This window comes from Rhodopila sp., assembly GCF_035548235.1.
Classification (GTDB): Bacteria; Pseudomonadota; Alphaproteobacteria; order Acetobacterales; family Acetobacteraceae; genus Rhodopila.
In genome coordinates this window covers 1-23,322 of the sequence record NZ_DASZTJ010000097.1, presented here as the reverse complement: position 1 = coordinate 23,322, position 23,322 = coordinate 1, and the positions used below count along the sequence as shown (strand labels likewise).

The window sequence follows — 23,322 nt, the reverse complement described above, 5'->3', positions numbered from 1 at the left end:
GAGATGTCGATCGCCGAAAGCCTGGTGGACCTGATCGCCGACGAAGCCCGCAAGGGGCGCTTTCGCCGTGCCAGCCGGATTCGCGTGCAGCTCGGCGCCCTCGGCCATGTCGAGCCCGAGGCGCTGCTGTTCTGCTTCGATGTGGTGGCAAAAGGCACGGTGGGGGAAGGGGCCGAACTCGACATCGAGACCGTCCCTGGCACCGGCTGGTGCCCCGCGTGCCGCCGCTCGGTCCCCATCGCTCAGCGATACGACCCGTGTCCGGCCTGCGGGTCCCATGTCGAAATGACAGCGGGCGACGAGCTGCGGCTGGTGGAACTGGAGGTGGAGTGATGTGCACGATCTGCGGCTGCGGCACGACCGCCGAGGACCCGAACCGGGCCTCGCACCATCACCACGGCGACCATGCCCATCATGACCACTGGCATGACGACGACGGGTCGATCCATTTCGGCTCCCCGGCCGCCGCCCATCAGCCTGGGACGAGCCAGGAACGCATCATCCGGCTGGAGCGGGACATCCTTTCCAAGAACGACGCCCATGCGCAGGCCAACAGGGCGCGGCTGCTTGCCGCGGGCCAGTTCGCGCTGAACTTCGTCTCCAGCCCCGGCTCCGGCAAGACGTCGCTGCTCGTGCGCGCGATCACCGACCTGCGGCCACGCTTCGGGATCGCAGTGATCGAAGGCGACCAGCAGACTTCGAACGATGCCGACCGCATCCGCGCGACCGGTGCTCCGGCCGTGCAGATCAACACCGGGAAGGGCTGCCACCTCGACGCGCACATGGTCGGCCACGCCCTCGACAGGCTTTCGCTGTCGGCGGGCGGCCTGCTTTTCATCGAGAATGTCGGCAACCTGGTCTGCCCGGCCGCCTTCGATCTCGGCGAGGCCCACAAGATCGTCGTGCTGTCGGTCACGGAAGGCGAGGACAAGCCGCTCAAATATCCCGACATGTTCGCACAGGCCGATCTGATGCTGCTCAACAAGGCGGACCTGCTGCCCTATGTCGATTTCGACGTCGAAGCCTGCATCGACCACGCGCGCCGGATCAATCCCAAGCTGGACATCCTGACCGTTTCCGCCCGGACCGGCGAAGGCATGCCGGGCTTCTACGATTGGATCGAGACACGCGCCCGCGGCGTGCGCCAGGATGCGAGCCATGCGATCGGCTGAAGCCCCTCCGGCGATCGCGCGGCCGCCGGCACTTACCCCAAGCCGGCTGCGGATCCGCGTCCGCGGCGCCGTCCAGGGCGTGGGCTTCCGCCCGTTCGTCTACCACCTCGCGACGGCACATGATCTTTCCGGATTCGTGCTGAATGACGGCGATGGCGTCCTCGTCGAGGTCGAAGGCCGCAAGCTCGACGCCTTCGTCACGGCGTTGAAGCACAGGCGTCCGCCGCTGGCGCGGATCGACACGCTCGACCTGTCGACGCTGCCGGCCAAAGGCAGCCGGGGGTTCGCGATTCGTGAGAGCCTGTCGGGCGCGGCGCGCACGCGGGTGATCCCCGACGCCGCGACCTGCGACGCCTGCCTCGAGGAGCTTTTCGACCCGACGAGCCGGTTTCATCTCTATCCTTTCGTCACCTGCACGCATTGCGGACCGCGCTTCAGCATCACCCGGCGCCTGCCGTACGACCGGGCGCAGACCGCCATGGCCGGCTTCCCCCTCTGCGAGGCCTGTGCGCGGGACTACGCCGCCGTCTCCAGCCGCCGCTTCCATGCCGAGACGATCGCCTGCCCTGTCTGCGGCCCGCGTCTCAGCCACCCCATCGAGGCCGTCGCCGCCGCCGTGAAGACGGGCCGCATCGTCGCCCTGAAAGGCATCGGCGGCTTCCACCTGATCTGCGACGCCTTCAACGAAGCCGCCGTGGCCGAGCTGCGGCGGCGCAAGGCGCGCGAGGAAAAACCCTTCGCGGTGATGGTCGCAAACGATGCTTCGGTCGATTCGATCGCGGCGCCTGCGGATGACGAGTACGCCCTGCTTTCCGCCGGCGAGCGGCCGATCGTGCTGATGCGCGGGCGGCAGGCGCTCGCGCCTTCGGTCGCACCGGGACTGACCCGCATCGGGGTGATGCTGCCCTACGCACCTGTCCACCACCTGCTCTTCCACGCCCTTGCCGGACATCCGGCCGATCCGGGGTGGCAGCGCCGGCCGCAGCCTTTCGCGCTCGTCGCCACCTCCGCCAATCCGGGTGGCGAGCCGCTCGTGATCGACGATGACGATGCAGCGGTCCGCCTTGACGGCATCGCCGATCTCATCGTTACCCATGATCGTCCGATCGTCACCCGCGCCGATGATTCCGTGATGGCGGTGATCGACGGCGCACCGGCCTATCTCCGCCGCTCGCGCGGCTTCGTGCCCGCGCCGATCGACCTTGGCGAAGACGGGCCCGCCACGCTCGCCGTCGGCGCCCATCTGAAGGCGACCATCACCGTCACGCGCGGCCGCGAGGCCTTCGTGTCGCAGCATGTCGGCGATCTCGACAACGCCGCGACCATTCGCTTCCACCAGGAAACGGTCCGCCATTTCATCGACATCCTGGATGTCAGGCCCGAGGCGGTCGCCTGCGACCTGCATCCCGACTTCCATTCGACGCGCTTCGCGGAAGCAAGCGGCCTGCCCGTCATCGCCGTCCAGCATCATGCCGCCCATATCGCCGCCGTTGCCGCCGAACATGGCGTGCGCGGTCCCGTGCTGGGTCTGGCGCTCGACGGCCATGGCGCGGGCGACGATGGCGGCGCCTGGGGCGGCGAACTCATATGCCTTGACGGATCGCGATGGCGCCGCCTCGGCCATCTCCTGCCGCTGGCGCTGCCGGGCGGGGACCGCGCCACCCGGCAGCCCTGGCGCATGGGGATCGCCGCCCTGGCCGCGCTCGGCCGGATCGAAGAGGCGGCCCGGCTGTTTCCCGATGTCCCGCTCGCCCCTCGCCTGCCGCCCACATTGGCCAATGCTCCGACGACCACGAGCGCGGGTCGCCTTTTCGATGCCGCTGCGGCGCTGCTCGGGCTGCGCACCCGCGTGGATTATGAGGGGCAGGCCGCGATCGAGCTGGAGGCTCTGGCCGACAACCCCGAGGCGCTGCCCGGCGGCTTTCGGGTCGAGGGCGACGTGCTGGATTTCCGGCCGCTCCTGGCGGTCCTCCCGTCCCTGCGACATGATCCATCCGCCGGGGCGGACCTGTTCCACGGCACGTTGATCGCAGGCCTGGCGGCCTGGACCGCCGCGGCCGCGTCGCGGTTCGGATTGACCCAAGTCGCGTTCGGCGGCGGCTGCTTCATGAACCGCGTGCTGGCCGAGGGGCTTGCCGGCGCGCTGCGGGCACGCGGCCTGGTTCCCCTCCTGCCGCGCGCGGTGCCGGCCAACGACGGCGGTTTGTCACTCGGCCAAGCGCATGTTGCGCGGATGCGGCTTGCAGGAAAGGACAGCTCATGTGCCTCGCCATACCCGTGCGCGTGAACGCGCTCCTGCCCGACGGCATGGCGCGGGTGACGCTGAGCGGCGTCGCGATGGACATCTCCGTGGCGCTCGTCGAGGAGGTCCAGGTTGGCGATTACGTCATCGTCCATGTCGGCTATGCGCTCGCGCGCATCGATCCCGAGGAGGCCGAACGTACGCTGGCGCTGATGCAGGAGGGCGGCGTGATCCCGCCGTCGGAGGCAGCGGAGGCATGTCCGTGAAATACATCGACGAATATCGCGACGGCCGCCTTGCCGGCGTCTTCGCCGCGCAGATTGCCGAAGCGGTCCACCCCGAACGCGCCTACCGCTTCATGGAGTTCTGCGGCGGGCACACCCATGCGATCTCGCGTTTCGGCATCGCCGACCTCTTGCCGGCCAACGTGCGCATGATCCACGGTCCCGGCTGCCCGGTCTGCGTACTGCCGGTCGGACGCATCGACATGGCGATCCAACTCGCCCGCCGGCCGGACGTGACGCTGTGCACCTATGGCGACCTCATGCGCGTGCCCGGCTCGCGCGGCGCGTCCCTGCTCAAGGCCAAGGCCGCCGGCGCCGACATCCGGATGGTCTACTCCACGCTCGACGCGCTCCGCATCGCGGAGGCGGAGCCGTCGCGTGAGGTCGTGTTCTTCGCGATCGGCTTCGAGACCACCACGCCGCCGACCGCGCTCGCGATCCGGCGGGCCGCGGCGCGCGGGCTCGCGAATTTCAGCGTCTTCTGCAATCACGTCCTGACCCCGTCGGCGATCCGGGCCATCCTGGAAAGCCCGGGCGAGGCCGGCGGGATGCGCGTCGACGGCTTCATCGGCCCCTCGCATGTCAGCACCGTCATCGGCACCGAACCTTACGATTTCGCGGCCAGGACGTTTGGCAAGCCGGTCGTGGTGACCGGGTTTGAGCCGGTCGACGTCATGCAGGCGATCCTCATGCTCATCCGCCAGCTCAACGAAGGCCGCTGCGAGGTCGAGAACCAGTATGTCCGCGCGGTGACGCGCACGGGCAACCGCATCGCGCAAGCCGAGATCGCCGAAGTCTTCGAGCCGCGCGACAGCTTCGAGTGGCGCGGCCTTGGTGAGATCCCCCGCAGCGGATTGCGGCTGAAGCCGGCCTATGCGGCCTTCGACGCCGAGCGGCGCTTCGCCCTTCAGGGCATCACCGGCCGGGACAATCCCGCCTGCGAATGCGGCGAGATCCTGCGGGGCGAGAAGCGGCCGGCCGACTGCAAGCTGTTCGGCACCGCCTGCACGCCCGACACGCCGATGGGGGCCTGCATGGTGTCCTCGGAAGGCGCCTGCGCCGCACATTGGACCTATGGCCGGTTCCGCGATCTCGCCCGGAGGGTCGCATGAGCGTCCGAACCCATCGCGGTCTCGACCTCCGCAACGGCCGCATCGATCTGTCGCACGGTTCGGGCGGCCGCGCGATGGCGCAGCTTATCGCCGATATCTTCCATGCCGCGCTCGACAATCCCTGGCTGCGCCGCGGCAACGACCAGGCAGCCTTCGAGGTCGCCGCGGGCCGCATGGTGATGACGACCGATGCCTATGTGGTCTCGCCGCTGTTCTTTCCGGGCGGCGATATCGGCTCGCTCGCGGTCCATGGCACGATCAACGACGTCGCCGTGGGCGGCGCTCGGCCGCTCTATCTCTCAGCGAGCTTCATCATCGAGGAAGGTTTCCCGCTCGCCGACCTGAAGCGCATCGCGGACAGCATGGGTGCGGCCGCGCGCGGCGCCGGCGTGCCGGTCGTGACCGGCGACACCAAAGTGGTTGAGCGCGGCAAGGCCGACGGTGTCTTCATCACCACGACGGGCGTCGGCGTCCTGCCGGCCGGGCTCGATCTCTCCGCCGAAAAGGCGCGGCCTGGCGATCGGGTGATCCTGTCGGGCACGATTGGCGACCATGGCGTCGCGATCATGTCGAAACGGCAGAACCTCTCATTCGAGACGGATCTCGTTTCGGACTCGGCCCCGCTCCACGACCTCGCCGCCGCGATGGTCGACGCGGGCCGCGAAGGCCTGCGCGTCATGCGCGATCCGACCCGCGGGGGTCTCGCCGCAACATTGAACGAGCTTGCCCATCAGGCGCGGATCGGCTTCCGCCTCTCCGAGGAAGCCGTGCCTGTGAAGCCGGAGGTCGCCGGCGCCTGCGAGCTGCTTGGGCTCGATCCTCTCCATGTGGCGAACGAAGGCAAGCTGGTCGCCGTCGTGTCGCCGCAAGCGGTGGGACCGGTGCTCGCGGCGATGCGCGCGCACCCGCTTGGCCGCGACGCTTCGATCATCGGCGAGGCGATCGAGGACGACCACAGCTTCGTCCAGATGACCACCGCGTTCGGCGGCGGCCGGATGGTCGACTGGCTGTCCGGCGAGCAGCTTCCGCGCATCTGCTGACGCCGGCATCGACGCGCCGCGCCGGGTCTCAGTCCTCCTCGTCGCCCTCTTCCTCGATCATCTTCTCCAGCACGCGCGCCGCCAGCGCGGGATCCTTGTCGATCAGTTCCCGCACCCTCTGCGCGATCGGAGAGTTGTAGACCTGTTCGATCGGGTCCTCCCACGCGCCCGACGCCTCCAGCAGCATCTGCCGGCCCTCATCGGATGAGCCCATCGGGGCGCCGGTCAGCGCCATGCTGGCGTCAGGCCCGGCCAGGGCGGGCTCCATACCCTTGACAATGAAGGACCGGGGCGGTTCGGCCAGGTGGCTGAAGATGGACCGCGCCGTCAGCACGATCGTGATCAGCCCGATCGTGCCGAACACGACGAGTTGGATGAAACTGGTCAACTCCGCATTCCGCAGGACAGGGACAGGCTTCGCCGGCGTCGCCGGCGGGTCCGGCACGTCCATCGTAGTGGCGAACGGCATGCTCGCCAGTTCCAATCGGTCGCCGCGCTTTTCGTCGAACCCGACCGCGCTTTTCACCAGCCGGCTGATCTGGTCCAGCTCCGCCTGCGGGCGCGGCTGGAACACGCGCTTGCCCGAGGCGTCCACGGTATCCATGCCGTCGACCAGGACGGCGAGGCTGATGCGATCGATATGCGGCTGGTCGTGCACGATCTCCCGCACGTCGCGGGTGATCTCGTAGTTCGTCGTCTCTTCCTGCCTGGCTTCCTGCGAACCGGTGGCGGTCGCGCCGGAATCGGCGTTCGGCAAGTTGTTCTGCACCGACACGCCGGGGACTTTATCGGTGGTCTTGTTGTTGGTCGTCACCGCCTGCGTGCTGCGCACGGCGGAGCTGTCGGGGTCGAAACGCTCCTGCTTTTCGCTGACCTTGTCGAAATTCAGCGCCACCGACGCCTCGACATGCACATGCCCGACGCCCAGGCTGCGTTCCAGCATCAGCTCCACCGCCTGGGACAGCCGCGTCTCCATCCGCTGACGCAGGTCGTCTGCCCGAGCGCCGCTGTTCTTCAGCTCGTCGTCGCTGCCGGCCCGGGCGAGAAGATGCAGGTTCGAATCGACGACGGTGATGGCGTTGGGACTGAGGCCCGGAACCGCGGCGGCGATCAGGTCGACGACGGAGCGCACGGCCTCGTTCGACAGCGTGCCGTGGCCGGCCAGCGTCAGCATCACGCTCGCCTGCGCCTCGGTCTTCTGCCGTTCGAACGGCTGGCGGTGCGGCAACACGATATGCACGCGGGCGCGCTGGATTCCCCGCACCGACGTGATCGTCCGACTCAGCTCGCCTTCCAGCGCTCGGGTCAGCCGGATCTGCTGCTCGAAATCCGTCAGCAGCATGCCGTTGTCATCGAAGATCTCGTAGCCGGGTCCGGTCCCGCCCAGACTTGCCGCCGGACCGCCGCCGCCGGGCCGCAGGGCACGGGCGGCGTCGAGGTCGGCCTCCGCGACCAGGACCTGGCGTGTCTGCGGATCGAACCGGTAGTTCAGGCGCGCGCTGTCGAGCGCCCGCAGAAGGTCCTGGCTGTCCTGCGGGTCGAGATTGGTGGCGAGCACGGCCATGCGCGGCGCCGCCCCGCCCCAGAGTTCCAGCACCGCCAGGCTACCGAGGGTGCCCAACGTCAGCGCCACGATGACCGCGACGCGTACCATGCCGAGTTTGCGGATGGTTTCGAGTAAGCCTTGCATGCGGTCCGGTCACGAGGAATGGGTCCGCGACCTCGATACCGCCTAAATCTTTCGGATTGGTTAACCCGACCTCCCCCACCCGCATACGTTCAGGCACCGAACGATCGAGGTCCCGGATGGGTTCCGAGCGGCGGTCAGCCCAATCCCGGGCGATCAGTATGCTCTTGCGTCCCGGCACAGTCTCGGGCTTGCTTTGTGAAAATCCTGCAATCGGATCGTTTCCGCGGTCCGCATCAAGCAAAAGACAAATTCGGGAGGGAATGCCGAGTGGATGGAGCCACGACACCAGTCAGAAGCGGCGAGATGATCGCCGTCCGACGCCTGACCAAACGTTTTGCCGGCGTCGTCGCCTTGAGCGAGATCGAATTCTCGATCCGCGAAGGGGAACTGGTCGTCGTCGTCGGCCCCTCCGGCTGCGGCAAGTCCACGCTGCTGCGGATTCTCGCGGGGTTGCTGCCCCAATCCGAGGGCGAGGCGTCGCTGCACGGCACCCCGATCACCGGACCGCGTCGGGATATCGGCGTGGTGTTCCAGTCGCCGGTGCTGTTTCCATGGCGCACCGTCCTGGGCAATGCCCTTCTGCCGGTCGACGTCCAGCGCCTGGGACGGGACAAGCTGCGGGCGACCGCGATGGACCTGCTGCGGCTGGTGGGTCTGGACGGGTTCGAGCACCGGTATCCCTGGCAACTGTCCGGCGGCATGCAGCAGCGCGTCGCCCTGGTGCGCGCGCTGATCCACGACCCGGCGCTGCTGCTGATGGATGAGCCCTTCGGCGCCCTGGACGCGATGACGCGGGAGCAGATGAACCAGGAACTGCAGCGTATCTGGATGGAACGCCGCAAGACCGTGCTGTTCATCACGCATTCGATCGGCGAAGCCGTGTTCCTCGCCGACCGGGTGCTGGTGATGACGCCGCGTCCCGGCCGCATCGCCGATGAGCTGGTGATCGACCTGCCCCGCCCCCGCGGGCTGGAGGTGATGAACACGCCGGAGTTCGGCGCTTACGTGAAACGAATCCGCACAGGCCTCAACGCCTCGGGAGGCATCGAATGAAAGTCCTGCTGCGTCCCCTGTTCATCCTGCTGCTGTTGGCGGTGTGGGAAGCGGTGGTCAGGCTGGGCAACATCCCGGCTTTCCTGCTGCCGGCACCCACCGCGATCTTCGCCGCGCTGTATCGCGGCATCGCCACAGGCCTCTACGAAGAACATATCGGCGTCACGCTGAGCGAGACCGCCCTGGGATTCATCGTCGGCAGTCTTGGCGGATTGCTGCTGGGTACCTGCGTCGCATTGTCGCGGCGGTTCGACTACTTCGTCTATCCGATCATCGTGATGTTCCAGGCGATGCCGAAAGTGGCGCTGGCGCCGCTGATCATCATCTGGTTCGGCCTCGGCATGACCTCGAAAGTCGTCAACGCGGCGCTGGTCTGTTTCTTTCCGCTGATGATCAACACGATCGTCGGCCTGCGGTCCGCCGACGAGGACCGGGTCGCGCTGATGCGCTCCCTGGCCGCGTCGCCCTTGCAGATCTTCGCGATGCTGCGGGTGCCGAACGCGCTGCCTTATATCTTCGCGGGGCTGGAGATCGCGATGATCTTCGCCCTGATCGGCGCCATCGTGGGCGAGTTCGTCGGCGCGCAGGCCGGCCTGGGGATGCTGATCCAGAGCATGAACTTCACCATGGACGTCGCGGGCCAGTTCTCCATCCTGCTGATCCTGTCGGTGATCGGGCTGCTGCTGAACACGGCGGTGGCGCTGGTGCGCAAGCGGGTGCTGTTCTGGGATACGTCAAGCCGCCAGGCGGCGGTCCAGGCGGAAAAACTATAGGCGGAGGCGTCATGAAACGGATTCTTGCCATCGGCCTGGCGCTGGCGTGCCTGACGGCATCGCCGCCGGTGGTCAGGGCGGACCCGATCCCGGCGGTGCAATCGTCGAGCAACATGCAGATCATCGGCCACAGCGACCTGAACGGCGCCGGCAAGGGCGGCGAGGGGCTGGCGCTGAAGCAATACCCCGACGGCCGGCGCGTGCTGTTCCTGGCGCATGAATCGGGCCCGATGTGCGTCAGCATCGTGGACGTGACGAAACCGGAAAATCCGGTCGTCATCACGCAAATCCGCACGCTGGTGCCGCAGGTCCGCTGCAACAGCCTGGGCTATGCCGGCAATACGCTGGCCGTCGCGCAGCAGACCGACAAGCCGGGCCAGAAGGGCGCCGGAATGCTGGTGTTCGACATCGCCGATCCGGCGCATCCGAAGCAGGAGGCGTATTTCGACACCTCCGGCCCGCACTCCCGCGGCGTGCACTATCTTTGGTTCGTCGACGGGCATTATGCCTACCTGTCCACCGGCGCGAAGGACTTCACGCCGCGGAACCAACTCGACGACCAGTTCTTCATGATCGTCGACATGTCCGATCCCAGGCATCCGCACGAGGTCGGACGCTGGTGGCTGCCGGGCACGCGGGTCGGCGACAAGGCGCCGTCGCCGCCCAGGGTTTCGATCGATTCGGGAATCCGGATGCACACGCCGATCGTGTCGGGCGACAGGGCCTATGTGGGTTGGATCGACGGCGGATGGGTGATCCTGGATATCAGCGACAAGGCGCATCCCAAGCTGGTCGCGCATCGGTCCTGGCAGTCGCTGGATGTCGGCTTCGCGCACACCGTGCTGCCGATCCCGTCTCGCGGCCTGGCGATCCAGACCGAGGAAGCCGTCGAGAACAACTGCAAGGACTGGCCCAAGCGTGATTGGGTCTGGGACATTTCCAACGAAACCCATCCGGTGGTGCTGGCCGCGCTGCCGCCGCCGAAGGATTTCGACACGCTGTGCAAGGAAGGCGGGCGGTTCGGCGCGCACAATATCGCGCAGAACCGCCCCGATCCGACGGCACGCCAATTGACGAAGACCGTCGTCGGCTCGTTCTTCGCCGGCGGCGTCAGGGCGTATTCGATCGCCGATCCGCATGCGCCGGTGGAGATCGGCTACCTCGTCGACGCGCCCCCGAAGGGCAACGCCACGCACAGCATCCAGATCAACGACGTCTACGTGGATGAAAACGGCCTGATCTATGCCAACGACCGCCTGACCGGCGGTCTCGATATCATCCGTTACACCGGTTCCGTTCCGTTGGAGTGAATTCCATGCGCTTTGGCTTCCTGCTTGCCGCCCTGATCCTGGCGGGTACGTCCCTGGCTCGGGCTGAAACGACCATCCGGGTGGGCTGGTGCGCCAGCACGATCAGCGCCGCCGCCGCGCCCTATGCCGTGGCCCAGAAAATGGGCTGGTACGCGGAACGCGGGGTGAAGGTCATCGTCACGCCCCTGCCCGGCTCCACCGATTGCGTGAAGGAGGTCGCGACCGGCGACCTGCCGTTCAGCGTGCCGTCGATCGAGCCGGTGCTGATCATTCATCCCCAGGGCGTGAAGGCGAAGGTCTTCTATACGGCGTATCAAAGCTTCGGCTACGGCATCGCCGTGCCGGCCGACAGCCCGATCAAGGATTTCGCCGACCTGAAGGGCAAGACCATCGGCGTCACCTCGATGGCCTCTGCCGGCGTCATCGTTGCCAGGTCCCAGTTGTCGGAGGCCGGGATCGACCCGACGACCCAGGCGCGCATCGTGGTAGCGGGCGAAGGCGCGCAGACCGCGGCGCTGCTGCGATCCAAGCAGGTGGACGCGCTCTCGCAGTTCGATACGCAGTACGCGATGGTGGAAAATGCCGGGCAGAAGCTGCGGATGTTGCCGCTGGGCAAGATGGCGGCCTATCCGGGCAACGGGTTTTTCGCGCTGGAGTCCACGCTGAAGGACCGCCGACAGGATGCGATCGCCGTCGCCCGCGGCTTCGCGATGGGCGAAATCTTCGCCATGGCCAATCCCGAAGCGGCGATCCGCATCCTGTACGAAGTCTATCCGCAGACGAAACCGACCGGAAAGGATGAGGAAACCGCCGTCCGCGACGATACCAAGGTGCTGCGGGCGCGCATGGCGCATTGGGATCTGGCCTCGGGCGGCGTGACCAAATGGGGCGAAAGCAACATGGCCAACTTCAACAACTACATCGACTTCCTGGTGAAGTGGAAGATCGTGCCGCAGAAAGTCCCCGCCGATGAAGTCGTCACCAACGACCTGGTCGACGACATCAACGCCAGCTTCGATGCGAAGAAGGTAGAGGCGGCGGCGAAGGCCTATAAGCCTTGAGCGATACCGGTGGCCAGGGAGGCTTGCGGCGGGGCTTGCGGCGGGGCGGGGCCGATATTGCCGCCACGACCACGCGTGCTACAGTTCCGCCACCACTGGCGGAGCCCCTGAATGGACCGTATCCCCGTCCTGGACGTCGGCCCCACGCTGGCCGGAGAACCCGGCGCTCGGCAGCGTCTGGCGCAGGCCGTCGCCGCCACATGCGCCGATACAGGATTCCTGGTCATCACCAATCACGGCATAGACCAGCGCCTGATCGACGGCGCCTTCGCCGCGGCCTCGGATTTCTTCGATCTGCCCGACGAACGGAAACTGGCATTGAAGGTGGGCGACCTGAACATCGGCTATCTGCCGTACGGCGCGCAGATCATCCGCACCTCCAAGATCAACAACAACACCAAGCCGAACCTTAGCGAGAGCTTCTATATCGTTACGGACCTGTCGCCTGACGACCCGCGCATCGTGGCCGGCGATCCGCTGTTCGGACTGAACCGCTGGCCCGTGGACATGCCGTCCTTCAAGGCCCGCACCACCGCGTATTTCGACGCCATGCGGCCACTCGCCGCCCAGATGGTGTCCGTCATCGCGACTTCCCTGGGACTACAGGCCGATTTCTTCGCGCGGGACTTCCGGGAACCGACGATCACCCTGCGGCTGATCCGCTATCCCGCGCATGACAGCGCCGAAGACAACCAGTTCGGCTTCGCGCCGCACATCGACACCAGCTTCCTGACGCTGCTGGCGCAATCGGCGCTGCCGGGGCTGGAGGTCCGCACCCGGGAGGGCGAGTGGATCCGTCCCCCCTCCATCCCCGGCACGTTCGTGGTCAATACCGGCGAGATGATGGCCCGATACAGCAACGACCGCTACACGCCCACGCCGCATCGGGTCATCAATGACAACGGCACGCTGCGGCATGCCATTCCGTTCTTCTACGGCCCCAGCCTGGACGCCGTCATCCGGCCTGTCCCGACCACGGTTTCGGCGGTGGCGCCGTCCAAATACGAACCGCTGCTCTACGCGGACCACCGACGCAAGCTGAACCTGACGAATTTTGATCACCGGCGGAAGCCAGCCGAGGCCTCCGCCTGATCGCGACTACCGAGCGGGACCGCGCATGGAGGCGGGTTGGCCGGGAAGCGGGATGGTGGGGCCGACCTGCACCGGCTTGCCGTTGTTCACGCGGAAGACCTGCAGGTCCTTGCCGATATAGTTGCCAACGTAAATATACTCGCTGTTCGGGCTGAACGCGATCCCCTCGGGAAGGGCACCGAGCTTCGCCTTGCCGGTGACGGTCAGCTTGCCGCCTGCACCGATCGACATCACCGCCAGTTCCCCCGTCGCCGTCTTGAACCAGTCGGTCGGTTTTGCGCCCGATCCCTCGATCAGCGGCGTCGCGGCCCATTTGCCGTTGGGCGCGATCGCGAAACCTTCCGGCCCGACGCCGGGGCTCATGACGTCCACGACATGCGGATGCGGGCCGGCGGCTTCGATGACCACCTCGGCATCATGGTTGTTCTTCATGGCGCCGGTGTTGGAGGCGACGACGTATTTGCCGTCCGGCGTGATATCGATGTTGTAAGGATTGAACGCCGACGGGATATCCAGGGACTTGTCATAGGTCACCTTGGTCCCGTCGATCGACAGCACGCCGATCTTGTTCACGGTGTTCAGGCAGACGAAGGCCCGCTTGCCGTCGGGCGTGATGACGACGGCGGACGCTTCCTGCTCCATCGGCACCTCGCCAACGGCCTTCACCACGCCGTTGTCGATCGAAAGGACCGAAACGCTCTTCCCTGCCCGGTTGGCGATCAGCGCCAGCTTGCCGTCATGGGCGATCGCAAGGCCGGATGGCTGCCGGCCGACGGTGATCGTATCTTTCAGCACTGGCGGGTTGGCAGTCAGGTCGATGACGAACAGCTTGTCGTCCGGCGCGGTCTTCCATGCACTGCCGTCCTGGTTCATGACGATCGAGTTCGCCACCAGTCCCAGCTTTCCGTCAGGCGTGATCTGAAGGTTGGTCGGCGGGCCAAGCAGCGAGTTCATCAATGGCAGCGATCCCCGGATATGCGGCTTGGTGGGATTCGCGACGCTGACGACCAGCACTGCATCCTTGCCGGGCGGTCCGTTCACCGAACCGTTCGCGTCGTACGTGACCTTCTCATCCAGGCCGATCAGGATGTCACTGGGACTCGCCAGCGCCGGTGCGGCCAGGATCAGGCAGGCCGTCAGCCCAAGGGCTACGCGCATGGTCATTGGATCGTCTCCCTGTGTCTTTATGTCGTTGCAGCCGCGACGCTAATGCGGAGGCCGCGGGCGCGCAACCTTGTGGCCCCTGGGGCCCCCTTGGCGCCCCCCTTGGCGGGCCCCTGGGCGCGGCCCTTGGCATCGCGCGTCCGATGCGCGAACATCCCCACAAGAACAAACGGAGGATCGACGATGGACGGCCTGTCGAACGCGCCTTACCGCTATATCGAGACCCGCAAGATCGCCGGTGCGCTGGGCGCCGAGGTGCATGGCGTGAACCTCGCCGAACCGCTGCCGCCGGAGGTCCTGGCCGAAGTCCGCCAGGCGCTGCTGGAGAACCTGGTGATCTTCTTCCGCGATCAGGACATGACGCCGGACCGGCTGCTGGCCTTCGCGCGCAACTGGGGTGAGATCCACCGGCACCCTTATATCGCCGGCATGCCGGGCTATCCTGACGTGCTGGAACTGGCGAAGAAGGCAGGGGACACGCGGAATTTCGGCGGCGACTGGCACACCGACCAGATGTTCGCGCCGCGTCCGGCCATGGGCACCATGCTGTGGTGCAAAACGGCACCCGACGCCGGAGGGGACACCCTGTTCTCCAACCAGTACCTTGCATATGAAACTTTGTCCGACGGGATGAAGGCATTGATCGGCACGATCCGCGGCATCGCCGTGGGCGACAAGAAGAAGAACGGCCAGACCAGGGCAGCGGTGAACGCGGCGACGGTCTCGGGCTATACCACGCTGGAAGCACCCGCCGAGATGCGCCGCTCCCCGCATCCGCTGGTGCGGACGCACCCCGAGACGGGACGCAAGTCGCTCTATATCGGCGGCCATGTACACTACCTGGAGAACATGACCGAGGAAGAGAGCGAACCTCTGATCAGTTACCTCTACAACCATTCGCAGCGGCCGGATTTCACCTGCCGCTTCCGGTGGGAGGCAGGATCGCTCGCGTTCTGGGACAATCGTTGCACGATGCACTTCGCGATCAACGATTATCCGCCGGGCACGCGCATGATGCACCGGGTGACGGTCGCCGGCGACGAGCCGTTCTGATGCCGCGTCAGATGGTGATGGTCGGGTTCCTGCAGGCGCAGAACTGCACGAACCTCGTCAGCTCCTGGCGGCATCCGGAATCGCGGTCCGATTCGACCTCGGCCGATTACTACCAGACGATCGGGCGCGTGCTGGAAGAAGGCAAGTTCCATGTCGGCTTCTTCGACGATCGCCTGGCGATGCCGGACCGCTATGGCAACGACCACCGCCACACGGTGGAGCACGGCATCCGCTGCGTGAAGATGGACCCGCTGACCGTCGTCACCGTCATGGGCATGGCGACGAAGCGGCTCGGCCTCGGCGCCACGCGGTCGACGACCTATTACGAACCCTTCGACGTCGCCCGCACCTTCGCCACGCTGGACCTGATGACCGACGGCCGGGCCGCGTGGAACGTCGTGACCTCGATGAACGACGGCGAAGCCCTGAACATGGGGAAAGACGAGCACCTGGAGCACGACACGCGCTACGATCGCGCCGACGAGTTCATGGAGGTCGTCCTCGGCCACTGGAACTCCTGGGACGACGGCGCGGTCCTGCACGATCGCCAAACCGGCGTGTTCGCCGATCCCGACAAGGTGCGCCGCCTGGACCACAAGGGCACGTGGTTCAAGTCGCGCGGCCCCTTCACGGTGCCACGCTCCCCGCAGGGGCATCCGGTCGTCATCCAGGCCGGGCAGAGCGGGCGCGGCAAGCGGTTCTGCTCGCGCTGGGGCGAACTGGTGTTCGTTTCGACCCCAACCAGCCTGGACCACGGCCGCCAGGTGTACCGGGAACTGAAGGACGAAGCCGAACGCCTGGGCCGCGATCCGTCGCATATGTCGATCACCCCGGCGGCCTATGTCGTCGCAGCGGAAACGAAGTCCGAAGCCGAGGACAAGATGGCGCTGATCGACACGCTGGCGACCGATGAGGACGCATTGTCGCTACTGTCGGAAGCCATGAACTTCGATTTCGCCAGCAAAGGCCTGGACGAACCGTTCACGGACGCGGAGTTGGAAGGGATCTCCGGCACCCAGTCCATGCGCGACCGCGTCCTGCGCGCCAGCGGCATCCGCAACCCCACGCCTCGCGACTTCGTCAAATACTCCCACCGCGCTCGGCCCAACAAGCCGTTCGTTGGCGGACCGAAAGAAATAGCCGACGGGCTGGAGGAATGGTTCTCCACCGGCGTCTGCGACGGCTTCGTGGTGGCGGCGACGCATGTGCCGGGGACGTATCTGGACTTCGTGAAATACGTCGTGCCGGAACTGCAACGGCGAGGGCTGTACCACAAGGATTACACCGGAGCGACGCTGCGGGAGAACCTGGGCCTGCCGATTCCGAAAGGACGCCTCGCATGAGGCTGGGACTTTCGATCGGCTACTCCAAGGCCCGCATGGACCTGCCGGTCGCGCTGGTCCAGCGCGCCGAGGAACTTGGTTACGACTCCGTCTGGTCCGCCGAAGCCTATGGCTCCGACGCGATCACGCCGCTGGCGTATCTGGCGGCAGTGACGAAGCGCATCCGCCTAGGCACGGGCATCATGCAGCTCGCCGCGCGGACCCCGGCCAACGCCGCGATGTGCGCCGGGACGATCGACGCGCTGGCGGGCGGCGGGCGGTTCATCGCCGGCCTCGGCGTGTCCGGCCCTCAGATCGTCGAGGGTTGGTACGGCCAACCCTGGGGTCGCCCCTATTACCGGCTGAAAGACTACGTCGCCATCATGCGCAAGATCTTCGCACGGCAGGAGCCGGTGACCCATGACGGTCGCGAAATCAGCCTGCCCTATCACGGTCCCGGCGAGGCCGGCGTGGGCAAGCCCTTGAAATCCATCCTGCACATGAACCCCTCGATCCCGATCTACCTCGCCACCGGCAGCGAAAGCACCGTGAAGCTGACGGCGGAGATCGCCGACGGCTGGCTGCCGATGGGCTTCGTTCCAGGCTGCATGGCGGAATACGGCCCCTGGCTGGAGGAAGGGTTCCGCCGAGCGGGGAATGGGAAAGGCCTGGGCGATTTCGAAATCCAGGCCTCGGTCCATGTGGAGGTCGCGGACGACGTCAAGGCGACCCTCGCGCGCCTGAAGCCCGAAGTGGCGCTGTACGTCGGCGGGATGGGGCACCGCGACAAGAACTTTCACAAGGAACAAATGATCCGTCGCGGCTTTTCCGATGCGGCCGACCGCATCCAGGAACTCTACCTCGCGCACCGGAAAGAAGAAGCCGAGGCAGCGGTCCCCGACGAATGGGTCGACATGAAGTCCCTCGTCGGTCCGCCCGCGCGCATCAAGCAGCGCTTCCGCGCCTGGGAGGCATCAGGCGCGACCGCGTTGACCGTCCGCTCCCGCCAACCGGCGGCGATCGACGTGATGGCGGAGGCCGCCCGCCTGAACGCATAATGAATCCATAAACCAAGGGAGGAAACCATGCGGTTCACCGGCAAGATCGCCCTGATCACGGCGGCGGCGAACGGGATCGGCAAGGCCACGGCCGACATCATGGCCCGCGAGGGCGGGACGGTGGTCTGTGTCGATAACCACCCGGAACGTCTGGAAGCGGCGCTGAAGGCGCTGGGTCCATCCGCGCATGGCCGGCTGTGCGATGCGCTGGACCAATCCCAGGTGGACCCGGTCGTTGCGGGTGTGGTCAAGGAGTTCGGCCGCATCGACATCCTGGTCAACGCCGTCGGCGGCAGCACCATCATTCCGAAGCCGTCCGCGACCGTCGAGGAGCACTCGCTGGACGACTGGCAGAAGATCATCCGCTTCAACCTCGACGGCACGTTCCTGTTCACCCACGCGGTCGTGCCGATCATGAAACAGCAGAAATTCGGCAAGATCGTCAATCTCGCCTCCATCGCCGGCCGCGGCATGAGCGTCGCGTCGGGGTCCGCCTATGCCACCGCCAAGGGCGGCATCATCGCCCTGACCCGCAAGCTGTCCTTCGAGCTTGGTCCCTTCGGCGTGACCGTCAACGCGATCGCGCCCAGCCTGACGCTGACGGAACGGATCACGCCGCACTGGAACCAGCGCTCGCCCGAATCGCAGGCGGCGCAGATCGGCGCCACGCCGCTGCGCCGGGTGGCGGTGGCCGCGGACCAGGCGAAAGTGATCTGCTTCCTCGCGTCCTCGGACGCCGACTTCGTGACCGGACTGACGATCGATGTGACGGGCGGGCTGTCGGGCTGAAGCGGTCCGCCTACCCCTCAAACCGCGGCAGATGCGGCGTCAGCCCGGCATAGGCCTCGTCGTCCGTCCGGTCGTAGCGCAGCGGCGTCACCACGATCTTGCCGGCGCGCATCGCGGAGTAATCGCTTTCCGGCCCCTGCTGCCGGTCGCCGCGCATGAAGTTCAGCCAGTGATAGGTCATGCCGCGCGGATCGACGCGGGTTTCGACGTGCATGCCGGCGACCATGCCCTCTCCCTGGCGCGCCAGGGTGACCGGTCCAACCTCCGCGGCAGGCAGCGGCGGGAAATTGATGTTCAGCACCGCCTGCTTGCCCCAGCCGATCGCCAGCAGCTTGCGGATCACCTCCGGCGCGAGGCTCCGAGCGGTGTCCCAGGGCACGGCATCGCGGCGGGTGAAGGCCTGGCTGAGCGCCAGCGCGGGCACGCCCAGCATCATCGCCGTCATCGCGCCGCCGACGGTGCCGGAGAACACGGTCTCCATCCCCAGGTTCAGGCCGCGGTTGACGCCCGACAGCACCAGGTCGGGCGGCGTGTCGGTCATGATGTGGCACAGGCCCATGGCGGCGCAGTCGCCGGGCGTGCCGGTGACGCCGAAACGGCGCGGGCCGCGCTCGAAGATGCGCAGCGGGTGGTGCAGGCTGATCGCGTGCGACTGGCCCGACTGGTCGTGTTCCGGTGCGACGACCCAGACTTCCGTGGCGATCTGGGCGGCGATTTCCTCCATCACCCGCATGCCGGGGGCGTCGATCCCGTCATCGTTGGTCAGCATCACTCGGTTCAGCACGGCGCGTATCCCTTCCTGTCCCGACCGTTTTGACCCGGTTGGCGGACCGGGGGCAAGATCGAGGACGGCAGGGAAAAGGAAACGTCATGCAGATCATCGACGCGCAGGTGCATATCTGGGGCAGCGGCACGCCCAGCAGCCACCACCGCCAGACCTCGGTTTATACGGCGGACGAACTGCTCGCGGAGATGAAGGAAGCCGGCGTCGACGGCGCGGTGCTGCATCCGCCAAGCTGGGACCTGGGCTCGAACGAGATGGCCGACGCAGCGGTCACGGCGCATCCGTCGAAGTTCTGCACGTTGGGCTGGTTCCCGGTGAACGACCCGGCGCAGCGGTCGCGGATCGACACCTGGCGGCAGCGTCCCGGCATGCTGGGCCTGCGCTGGTCGTTCACGCGGCCGGAGCAGAAGGACTTCCCGTACGACGGCACGCTGGATTGGCTGTGGCCGGCGGCGGAGAAGGCCGGGTTGCCGATCGCCAGCCTCGCCTGGCGCTTCCTGCCGCAATGGCGGACGGTGGCGGAGGCGCATCCGAACCTGAAGCTGATCGTCGACCACCTGGGCCTGGTCTGGACCGCCAAGGGACGGGACGCCTTCGCCAACCTGGACGAGCTTCTGGCCTTGGCGAAGTTCCCCAACGTGGCGATCAAGGCGACGGGGGCACCGAGCTACTCGATGCAGGGGTATCCGTTTCGGGACCTGCATGACGGGTTGCAGCGGATTTACGACGCGTTCGGGCCGGACCGGTTCTTCTGGGGGACGGACATCACCCGCATGCCGTGCAGCTATCGGCAATGCGTGACGATGTTCACCGAGGAACTGCCCTGGCTGAAGGGCCGCGACCTGGAACGGGTGATGGGTCAGGGCGTGATCGACTGGCTGGGGTGGCAGCGCCCGGCGGGGTAGCCGCTGCGTCCGGCTACCAGGCCGTCCGATACCCCTGGAACGGCGTGGCGATCCGCCGGATCTCCTGGATCACGTCGGGGGGTACCGGGTCGGTTTCGGTCGTGGAGTCCGGCCGCAGGTTGATCGCGTCGCTCAGCCCGCCGAAGCGTTCGGCGATGCGGCCGGGCAGTTCCTTGTGCGTGCCGACGGCGGCGAACAGGTGAACCAGCTCGTCCGGGATGCGTTTCGGCATCTCGTTCCACTGGCCGGCCTTGGACATCGCATTCAGCTCGCGGCCCAGGTCGCCATAGCCGTGCAGCTCGAACACGCCCCAATAGGCAGGCGTCGAGCCATAGAAGCCGATGCGGTTGCGCACGGCCTCGAACGCCTTGGCGACGGCGTCCGGATCCTTGCCGGTCGCGACGAAGCCGCCGCCGGTGACCTCGAGGTGCGCGCGCATCCGGCCGGTGCGGGCCATGCCTTCGCTCAGGCGCGGCATGATCATCTCTTCCATGTAACGACGTGTGCAGAAGCCGTGCAGGCGGATGCCGTCACCCACCTCTCCGGCCAGGCGCAGCGTGTGCTCGCCGACGCCCGCCAGGGTGATCGGCACCATCTTCCGGTGCATCGAGGGCGGCATGAAATACGGCGGCATCAGCGTGAACGTGTAGTGCTCGCCGCGGAAATCGAGTTTCTCTCCGGTCTCCCACGTGGTCCAGATGGCGCGCAGGGCCTGCACGTATTCGCGCAGGCGCGGGGCCGGCGCGGACCAGGGGACGCTGAAGCGGCGTTCGTTATGCGGCTTGATCTGCGGACCGATGCCCAGCACGAACCGCCCGCGGCTGGCGTTCTGCAGGTCCCAGCTTGCATTGGCGACGACCATCGGGCTGCGCGGAAAGGCGATGGCGACCGAGGTGCCCAACTCGATCCGGTCGGTGTTCACCGCGGCGATGGCATGCGCCAGGAACGGGTCGTGCTTGTTCTCCATCGTCAGCACGCCGTCATAGCCGGCCTGTTCGGCGGCGATGGCGGCGGCGGCGGTGGTCCGCAGGTCGGCCTGCGGCAGCGTATTGAGGACCTTCATCGGTTCAACGTCCCCTCAGCGGCCCTGGAACACGGGCTTGCGCTTTTCCTTGAAGGCGGCGATCGCCTCCTTGTGGTCCTCGGTCTGGCTGCAGCGCGCCTGGTGGAAGGCTTCCAGGTCGACCAGCGCCTGGAACTCTGCGGTCTCGGCGAATTCCAGGTTCTTCTTGGTATAGCCCAGGGTGACGCGCGGCATCGCGGCGATCTTGCGCGCCATCACCAGGGTGGCTTCCAGCAGTTCGGCGTCCTCCACGACCTGGTTCACCAGCCCCAGGCGGAAGGCCTCGTCGGCGCCGATCATGTCGCCGGTGAAGAACATTTCCCGCGCCTTCGCGGTGCCGACCAGCCGCGTCAGGCCATAGGTGGTGCCCCAGTCGCCGGACAGGCCGATCTTGATGAAGGCGGCGCCGAACTTGGCGGAGCGGCCGGCGATGCGGATGTCGCAGGCGGTCGCCAGGCCCAGGCCCGCGCCGACCGCGACGCCGTTGATCATGCCGATGATCGGCTTCGGCGTGCGGTGCATCAGCGCCGGCACGCGGCCGGATTGCTGGATGCCGGCCATCCTGGCCTCGAAGCCGCGGGCATTGCGCTCGCCCATCGATTTCACGTCGCCGCCGGCGCAGAAGCCGCGGCCGGAGCCGGTGATGACGATGCAGCCGACCTCGGGATCGGCACCCAGGCGCGTCAGCGCGTCCACCAGGCCGAAGCGGATTTCGTCCGACAGGGCGTTCAATGCCTCCGGCCGGTTCAGGGTCAGCGTGGCAATGCCGTCGTCGACGGTCTCGAGCAGGTCGGGCATGGGTTCCTCCTGCCTTCGAGATAGGCCCGGACGGCCCGGCGGCGCAATACGCGCCCCAGGCGGTATCTAAGGATGGCGTTCCCCGGAGAGGCGGAATGCTCTACGGTTGCGGACAAGTATCAAGGCAGGGAGCGACCGTCATGAGACTGGCATTTTTCGACGACTTCAAACTTGGCGTCGTGAAGGAAGATTCCATCATCGACGTGTCGGCGGTGGTGAAGGACATCCCCCATGTCGGGCCCGGCGACCTGATCAACGGCCTGATCGCCCGTTTCGACGCCTACAAGGACCGGCTGAAGGACGCCGTCCAGGGCTATGGCGTGCCGATCGCCGACGTGCGCATCCGCCCGCCCCTGCCGCGGCCCGGCAACATCGTCTGCATGGCGGTGAACTACATGGAGGACGGGACGCTGGAGAAGCCCGCGCCGCTCAACGCCTTCCACAAGGCGGCCAACGCGATCATCGGGCCGGGCGACACGATGGTGCTGCCCGACGTGCCGGCGACGATCTTCGAGGGCGAGGCCGAGGTGGCCGTCGTCATCGGCAAGCGCGCCGCCCGCGTCCCGGCGGCCGAGGCGATGGACCACGTGTTCGGCTACGTCAACTTCGTCGACGGCTCCGCCCGCGGCCTGCCGCCGCCCGGCAACGTGTTCTTTCAGATGAAATCACGCGATACCTTCGCGCCGATCGGCCCGTACCTGGTCACCAAGGACGAGATCGCCGATCCGCAGAAATTGTCGATCAAGCTGTGGGTCAACAAGGACCTGAAGCAATCCTTCAACACCGACGACATGGCGCATCCGATCGCCCGCTGCATCGAATGGGTCACGTCGATCCATACGCTGGAGCCTGGCGATATCCTCGCCACCGGCACCAACCATCGCGGCCTCTCCAGCTTCATGGACGGCGACGTCGTGGAGTTGGAGACCGAGGGCCTGGGCCGGCTCTATTTCAGCGTGCGCGACGACCTGAAGCGCACCTGGTCGCGGGAGACGCGGCTCGACCGGCAGAAGGCCGGGCAGGAAGGGCCGACGCACCAGCTTACCGGCAAATACGCGAGGCCGGCCTGATGCCGGCGCTGCTGGTGGTCAGGGCGACGCTGGCCAGCCTGCGGGACAGGCTGGCGTTCGACGATTGGTATCACAAGGAACATCTGCCGGACGCGATGGCCGCGTTCGGCGTGCGCACCGCATGGCGGGCCTGGAGCCAGACGGAGCCTGCGGTACACTGCGCCTTCTACCGCTTCGACACGCTGGAAGACGCCGCGCGCGCGACCACGGGGCCGGAGATCGCCGCGCTGGTTGCCGCGTTCGACCGGTGCTGGGGGGAGAAGGTGACGCGCACGCGGGAGGTGCTGAACCTGGTGGAAGAGCGTCAGGCCGCGCCGGGATAAAGGGACTTTCGCCGCTTCGCCATTGCACCCCCGTCATGACCGAGGGCGGGCATCAGCGCGCCAATACCTCCCGCACCCACCCGCACGTCTCGTCCACCGCCTGGTCCGCTTTCGCCACGAGCCCCGGCAGGTTGAAGAACCCGTGGTTCATCCCGGCCCAGCGC

General features: G+C 66.9%; 23 protein-coding genes. 18 read left to right on the top strand and 5 right to left on the bottom strand.

Translation table 11 applies throughout. The features are described from left to right. Positions 1 to 3 precede the first annotated feature (3 nt). The 6 genes from VHB27_RS07900 to hypE are packed head-to-tail and all read left to right on the top strand — an operon-like array spanning position 4 to position 5,850. Positions 4 to 333, top strand: coding sequence for a hydrogenase maturation nickel metallochaperone HypA (locus VHB27_RS07900; protein ID WP_325598977.1), 330 nt, complete (start codon positions 4 to 6; stop codon positions 331 to 333). Continuing rightward, positions 333 to 1,172 (top strand): hydrogenase nickel incorporation protein HypB, encoded by an 840-nt coding sequence (gene hypB, locus VHB27_RS07895; protein WP_325598975.1) that lies wholly within the window; start codon positions 333 to 335, stop codon positions 1,170 to 1,172. Before VHB27_RS07900 ends, hypB begins: the two co-directional genes overlap by 1 nt. After that, on the top strand, positions 1,159 to 3,459 hold the full coding sequence (hypF, locus tag VHB27_RS07890; RefSeq protein WP_325598973.1) for a carbamoyltransferase HypF: 2,301 nt from the start codon (positions 1,159 to 1,161) through the stop codon (positions 3,457 to 3,459). The genes hypB and hypF overlap by 14 nt, the downstream gene beginning before the upstream one ends. Beyond that, positions 3,432 to 3,680: a HypC/HybG/HupF family hydrogenase formation chaperone gene (locus tag VHB27_RS07885; RefSeq protein ID WP_325598971.1), complete on the top strand. Its 249-nt coding sequence runs from the start codon at positions 3,432 to 3,434 to the stop codon at positions 3,678 to 3,680. Before hypF ends, VHB27_RS07885 begins: the two co-directional genes overlap by 28 nt. Then, entirely contained in the window at positions 3,671 to 4,810 is a 1,140-nt protein-coding gene (gene hypD, locus VHB27_RS07880) for a hydrogenase formation protein HypD (RefSeq protein ID WP_413788619.1), read from the top strand. The genes VHB27_RS07885 and hypD overlap by 10 nt, the downstream gene beginning before the upstream one ends. After that, positions 4,807 to 5,850 carry a hydrogenase expression/formation protein HypE gene (gene hypE, locus VHB27_RS07875; protein ID WP_325598969.1) on the top strand — a complete coding sequence of 348 codons (1,044 nt, stop codon included), beginning with the start codon at positions 4,807 to 4,809 and terminating at the stop codon, positions 5,848 to 5,850. Before hypD ends, hypE begins: the two co-directional genes overlap by 4 nt. A gap of 28 nt (positions 5,851 to 5,878) precedes the next feature. Here the strand turns inward: hypE and fliF are convergent, their stop codons facing one another. Continuing rightward, on the bottom strand, positions 5,879 to 7,540 hold the full coding sequence (gene fliF, locus VHB27_RS07870) for a flagellar basal-body MS-ring/collar protein FliF (protein WP_325598967.1): 1,662 nt from the start codon (positions 7,538 to 7,540) through the stop codon (positions 5,879 to 5,881). Positions 7,541 to 7,843: 303 nt separating this feature from the next. On the opposite strand from fliF, the gene VHB27_RS07865 reads away from it, so the two are divergent. The 5 genes from VHB27_RS07865 (at position 7,844) to VHB27_RS07845 (ending at position 12,829) form a co-directional block, all read left to right on the top strand. Beyond that, positions 7,844 to 8,593: an ABC transporter ATP-binding protein gene (locus VHB27_RS07865; protein WP_325598965.1), complete on the top strand. Its 750-nt coding sequence runs from the start codon at positions 7,844 to 7,846 to the stop codon at positions 8,591 to 8,593. Continuing rightward, positions 8,590 to 9,366 (top strand): ABC transporter permease, encoded by a 777-nt coding sequence (locus tag VHB27_RS07860; protein ID WP_325598963.1) that lies wholly within the window; start codon positions 8,590 to 8,592, stop codon positions 9,364 to 9,366. Before VHB27_RS07865 ends, VHB27_RS07860 begins: the two co-directional genes overlap by 4 nt. Positions 9,367 to 9,377: 11 nt before the next feature. Continuing rightward, the gene (locus VHB27_RS07855) at positions 9,378 to 10,676 is read left to right on the top strand and encodes an LVIVD repeat-containing protein (protein WP_325598961.1); all 1,299 of its coding nucleotides are present in this window, start codon (positions 9,378 to 9,380) and stop codon (positions 10,674 to 10,676) included. A gap of 5 nt (positions 10,677 to 10,681) precedes the next feature. Then, complete coding sequence (locus tag VHB27_RS07850) at positions 10,682 to 11,737, top strand: ABC transporter substrate-binding protein (RefSeq protein ID WP_325598959.1); 1,056 nt, start codon at positions 10,682 to 10,684, stop codon at positions 11,735 to 11,737. A gap of 111 nt (positions 11,738 to 11,848) precedes the next feature. Next, positions 11,849 to 12,829, top strand: coding sequence for an isopenicillin N synthase family dioxygenase (locus VHB27_RS07845; RefSeq protein WP_325598957.1), 981 nt, complete (start codon positions 11,849 to 11,851; stop codon positions 12,827 to 12,829). Between the two features lie 6 nt (positions 12,830 to 12,835). Here the strand turns inward: VHB27_RS07845 and VHB27_RS07840 are convergent, their stop codons facing one another. Beyond that, a complete protein-coding gene (locus tag VHB27_RS07840) occupies positions 12,836 to 13,993 on the bottom strand; it encodes a lactonase family protein (RefSeq protein ID WP_325598955.1) in 1,158 nt (385 codons plus the stop codon). Positions 13,994 to 14,176: 183 nt separating this feature from the next. On the opposite strand from VHB27_RS07840, the gene VHB27_RS07835 reads away from it, so the two are divergent. From VHB27_RS07835 to VHB27_RS07820, 4 genes are read left to right on the top strand one after another with little or no spacing between them, the layout of a single operon-like run. Continuing rightward, positions 14,177 to 15,046, top strand: a complete 870-nt coding sequence (locus tag VHB27_RS07835; protein ID WP_325598953.1) for a TauD/TfdA dioxygenase family protein — start codon at positions 14,177 to 14,179, stop codon at positions 15,044 to 15,046. After that, on the top strand, positions 15,046 to 16,389 hold the full coding sequence (locus VHB27_RS07830; protein ID WP_325598951.1) for an LLM class flavin-dependent oxidoreductase: 1,344 nt from the start codon (positions 15,046 to 15,048) through the stop codon (positions 16,387 to 16,389). Before VHB27_RS07835 ends, VHB27_RS07830 begins: the two co-directional genes overlap by 1 nt. Continuing rightward, the gene (locus VHB27_RS07825) at positions 16,386 to 17,426 is read left to right on the top strand and encodes an LLM class F420-dependent oxidoreductase (RefSeq protein ID WP_325598949.1); all 1,041 of its coding nucleotides are present in this window, start codon (positions 16,386 to 16,388) and stop codon (positions 17,424 to 17,426) included. The genes VHB27_RS07830 and VHB27_RS07825 overlap by 4 nt, the downstream gene beginning before the upstream one ends. Before the next feature lie 27 nt (positions 17,427 to 17,453). Next, the gene (locus VHB27_RS07820) at positions 17,454 to 18,215 is read left to right on the top strand and encodes an SDR family NAD(P)-dependent oxidoreductase (protein ID WP_325598947.1); all 762 of its coding nucleotides are present in this window, start codon (positions 17,454 to 17,456) and stop codon (positions 18,213 to 18,215) included. 10 nt (positions 18,216 to 18,225) lie between these two features. On the opposite strand, the gene surE is transcribed toward VHB27_RS07820, so the two are convergent. Then, a complete protein-coding gene (surE, locus tag VHB27_RS07815; RefSeq protein ID WP_325598945.1) occupies positions 18,226 to 18,999 on the bottom strand; it encodes a 5'/3'-nucleotidase SurE in 774 nt (257 codons plus the stop codon). A gap of 86 nt (positions 19,000 to 19,085) precedes the next feature. On the opposite strand from surE, the gene VHB27_RS07810 reads away from it, so the two are divergent. After that, positions 19,086 to 19,904 carry an amidohydrolase family protein gene (locus tag VHB27_RS07810; RefSeq protein ID WP_325598943.1) on the top strand — a complete coding sequence of 273 codons (819 nt, stop codon included), beginning with the start codon at positions 19,086 to 19,088 and terminating at the stop codon, positions 19,902 to 19,904. A 13-nt stretch (positions 19,905 to 19,917) separates the two neighbouring features. On the opposite strand, the gene VHB27_RS07805 is transcribed toward VHB27_RS07810, so the two are convergent. Both VHB27_RS07805 and VHB27_RS07800 read right to left on the bottom strand, forming a co-directional pair. Continuing rightward, positions 19,918 to 20,967 carry a TIGR03617 family F420-dependent LLM class oxidoreductase gene (locus tag VHB27_RS07805; protein WP_325598941.1) on the bottom strand — a complete coding sequence of 350 codons (1,050 nt, stop codon included), beginning with the start codon at positions 20,965 to 20,967 and terminating at the stop codon, positions 19,918 to 19,920. 15 nt (positions 20,968 to 20,982) lie between these two features. Then, a complete protein-coding gene (locus tag VHB27_RS07800; protein ID WP_325598939.1) occupies positions 20,983 to 21,765 on the bottom strand; it encodes an enoyl-CoA hydratase in 783 nt (260 codons plus the stop codon). 140 nt (positions 21,766 to 21,905) lie between these two features. Here VHB27_RS07800 and VHB27_RS07795 point away from each other — a divergent pair, with 140 nt between their 5' ends. Continuing rightward, positions 21,906 to 22,835 carry a fumarylacetoacetate hydrolase family protein gene (locus tag VHB27_RS07795; RefSeq protein WP_325598937.1) on the top strand — a complete coding sequence of 310 codons (930 nt, stop codon included), beginning with the start codon at positions 21,906 to 21,908 and terminating at the stop codon, positions 22,833 to 22,835. Continuing rightward, a complete protein-coding gene (locus VHB27_RS07790) occupies positions 22,835 to 23,158 on the top strand; it encodes a hypothetical protein (protein WP_325598935.1) in 324 nt (107 codons plus the stop codon). The genes VHB27_RS07795 and VHB27_RS07790 overlap by 1 nt, the downstream gene beginning before the upstream one ends. Positions 23,159 to 23,322 lie beyond the last annotated feature (164 nt).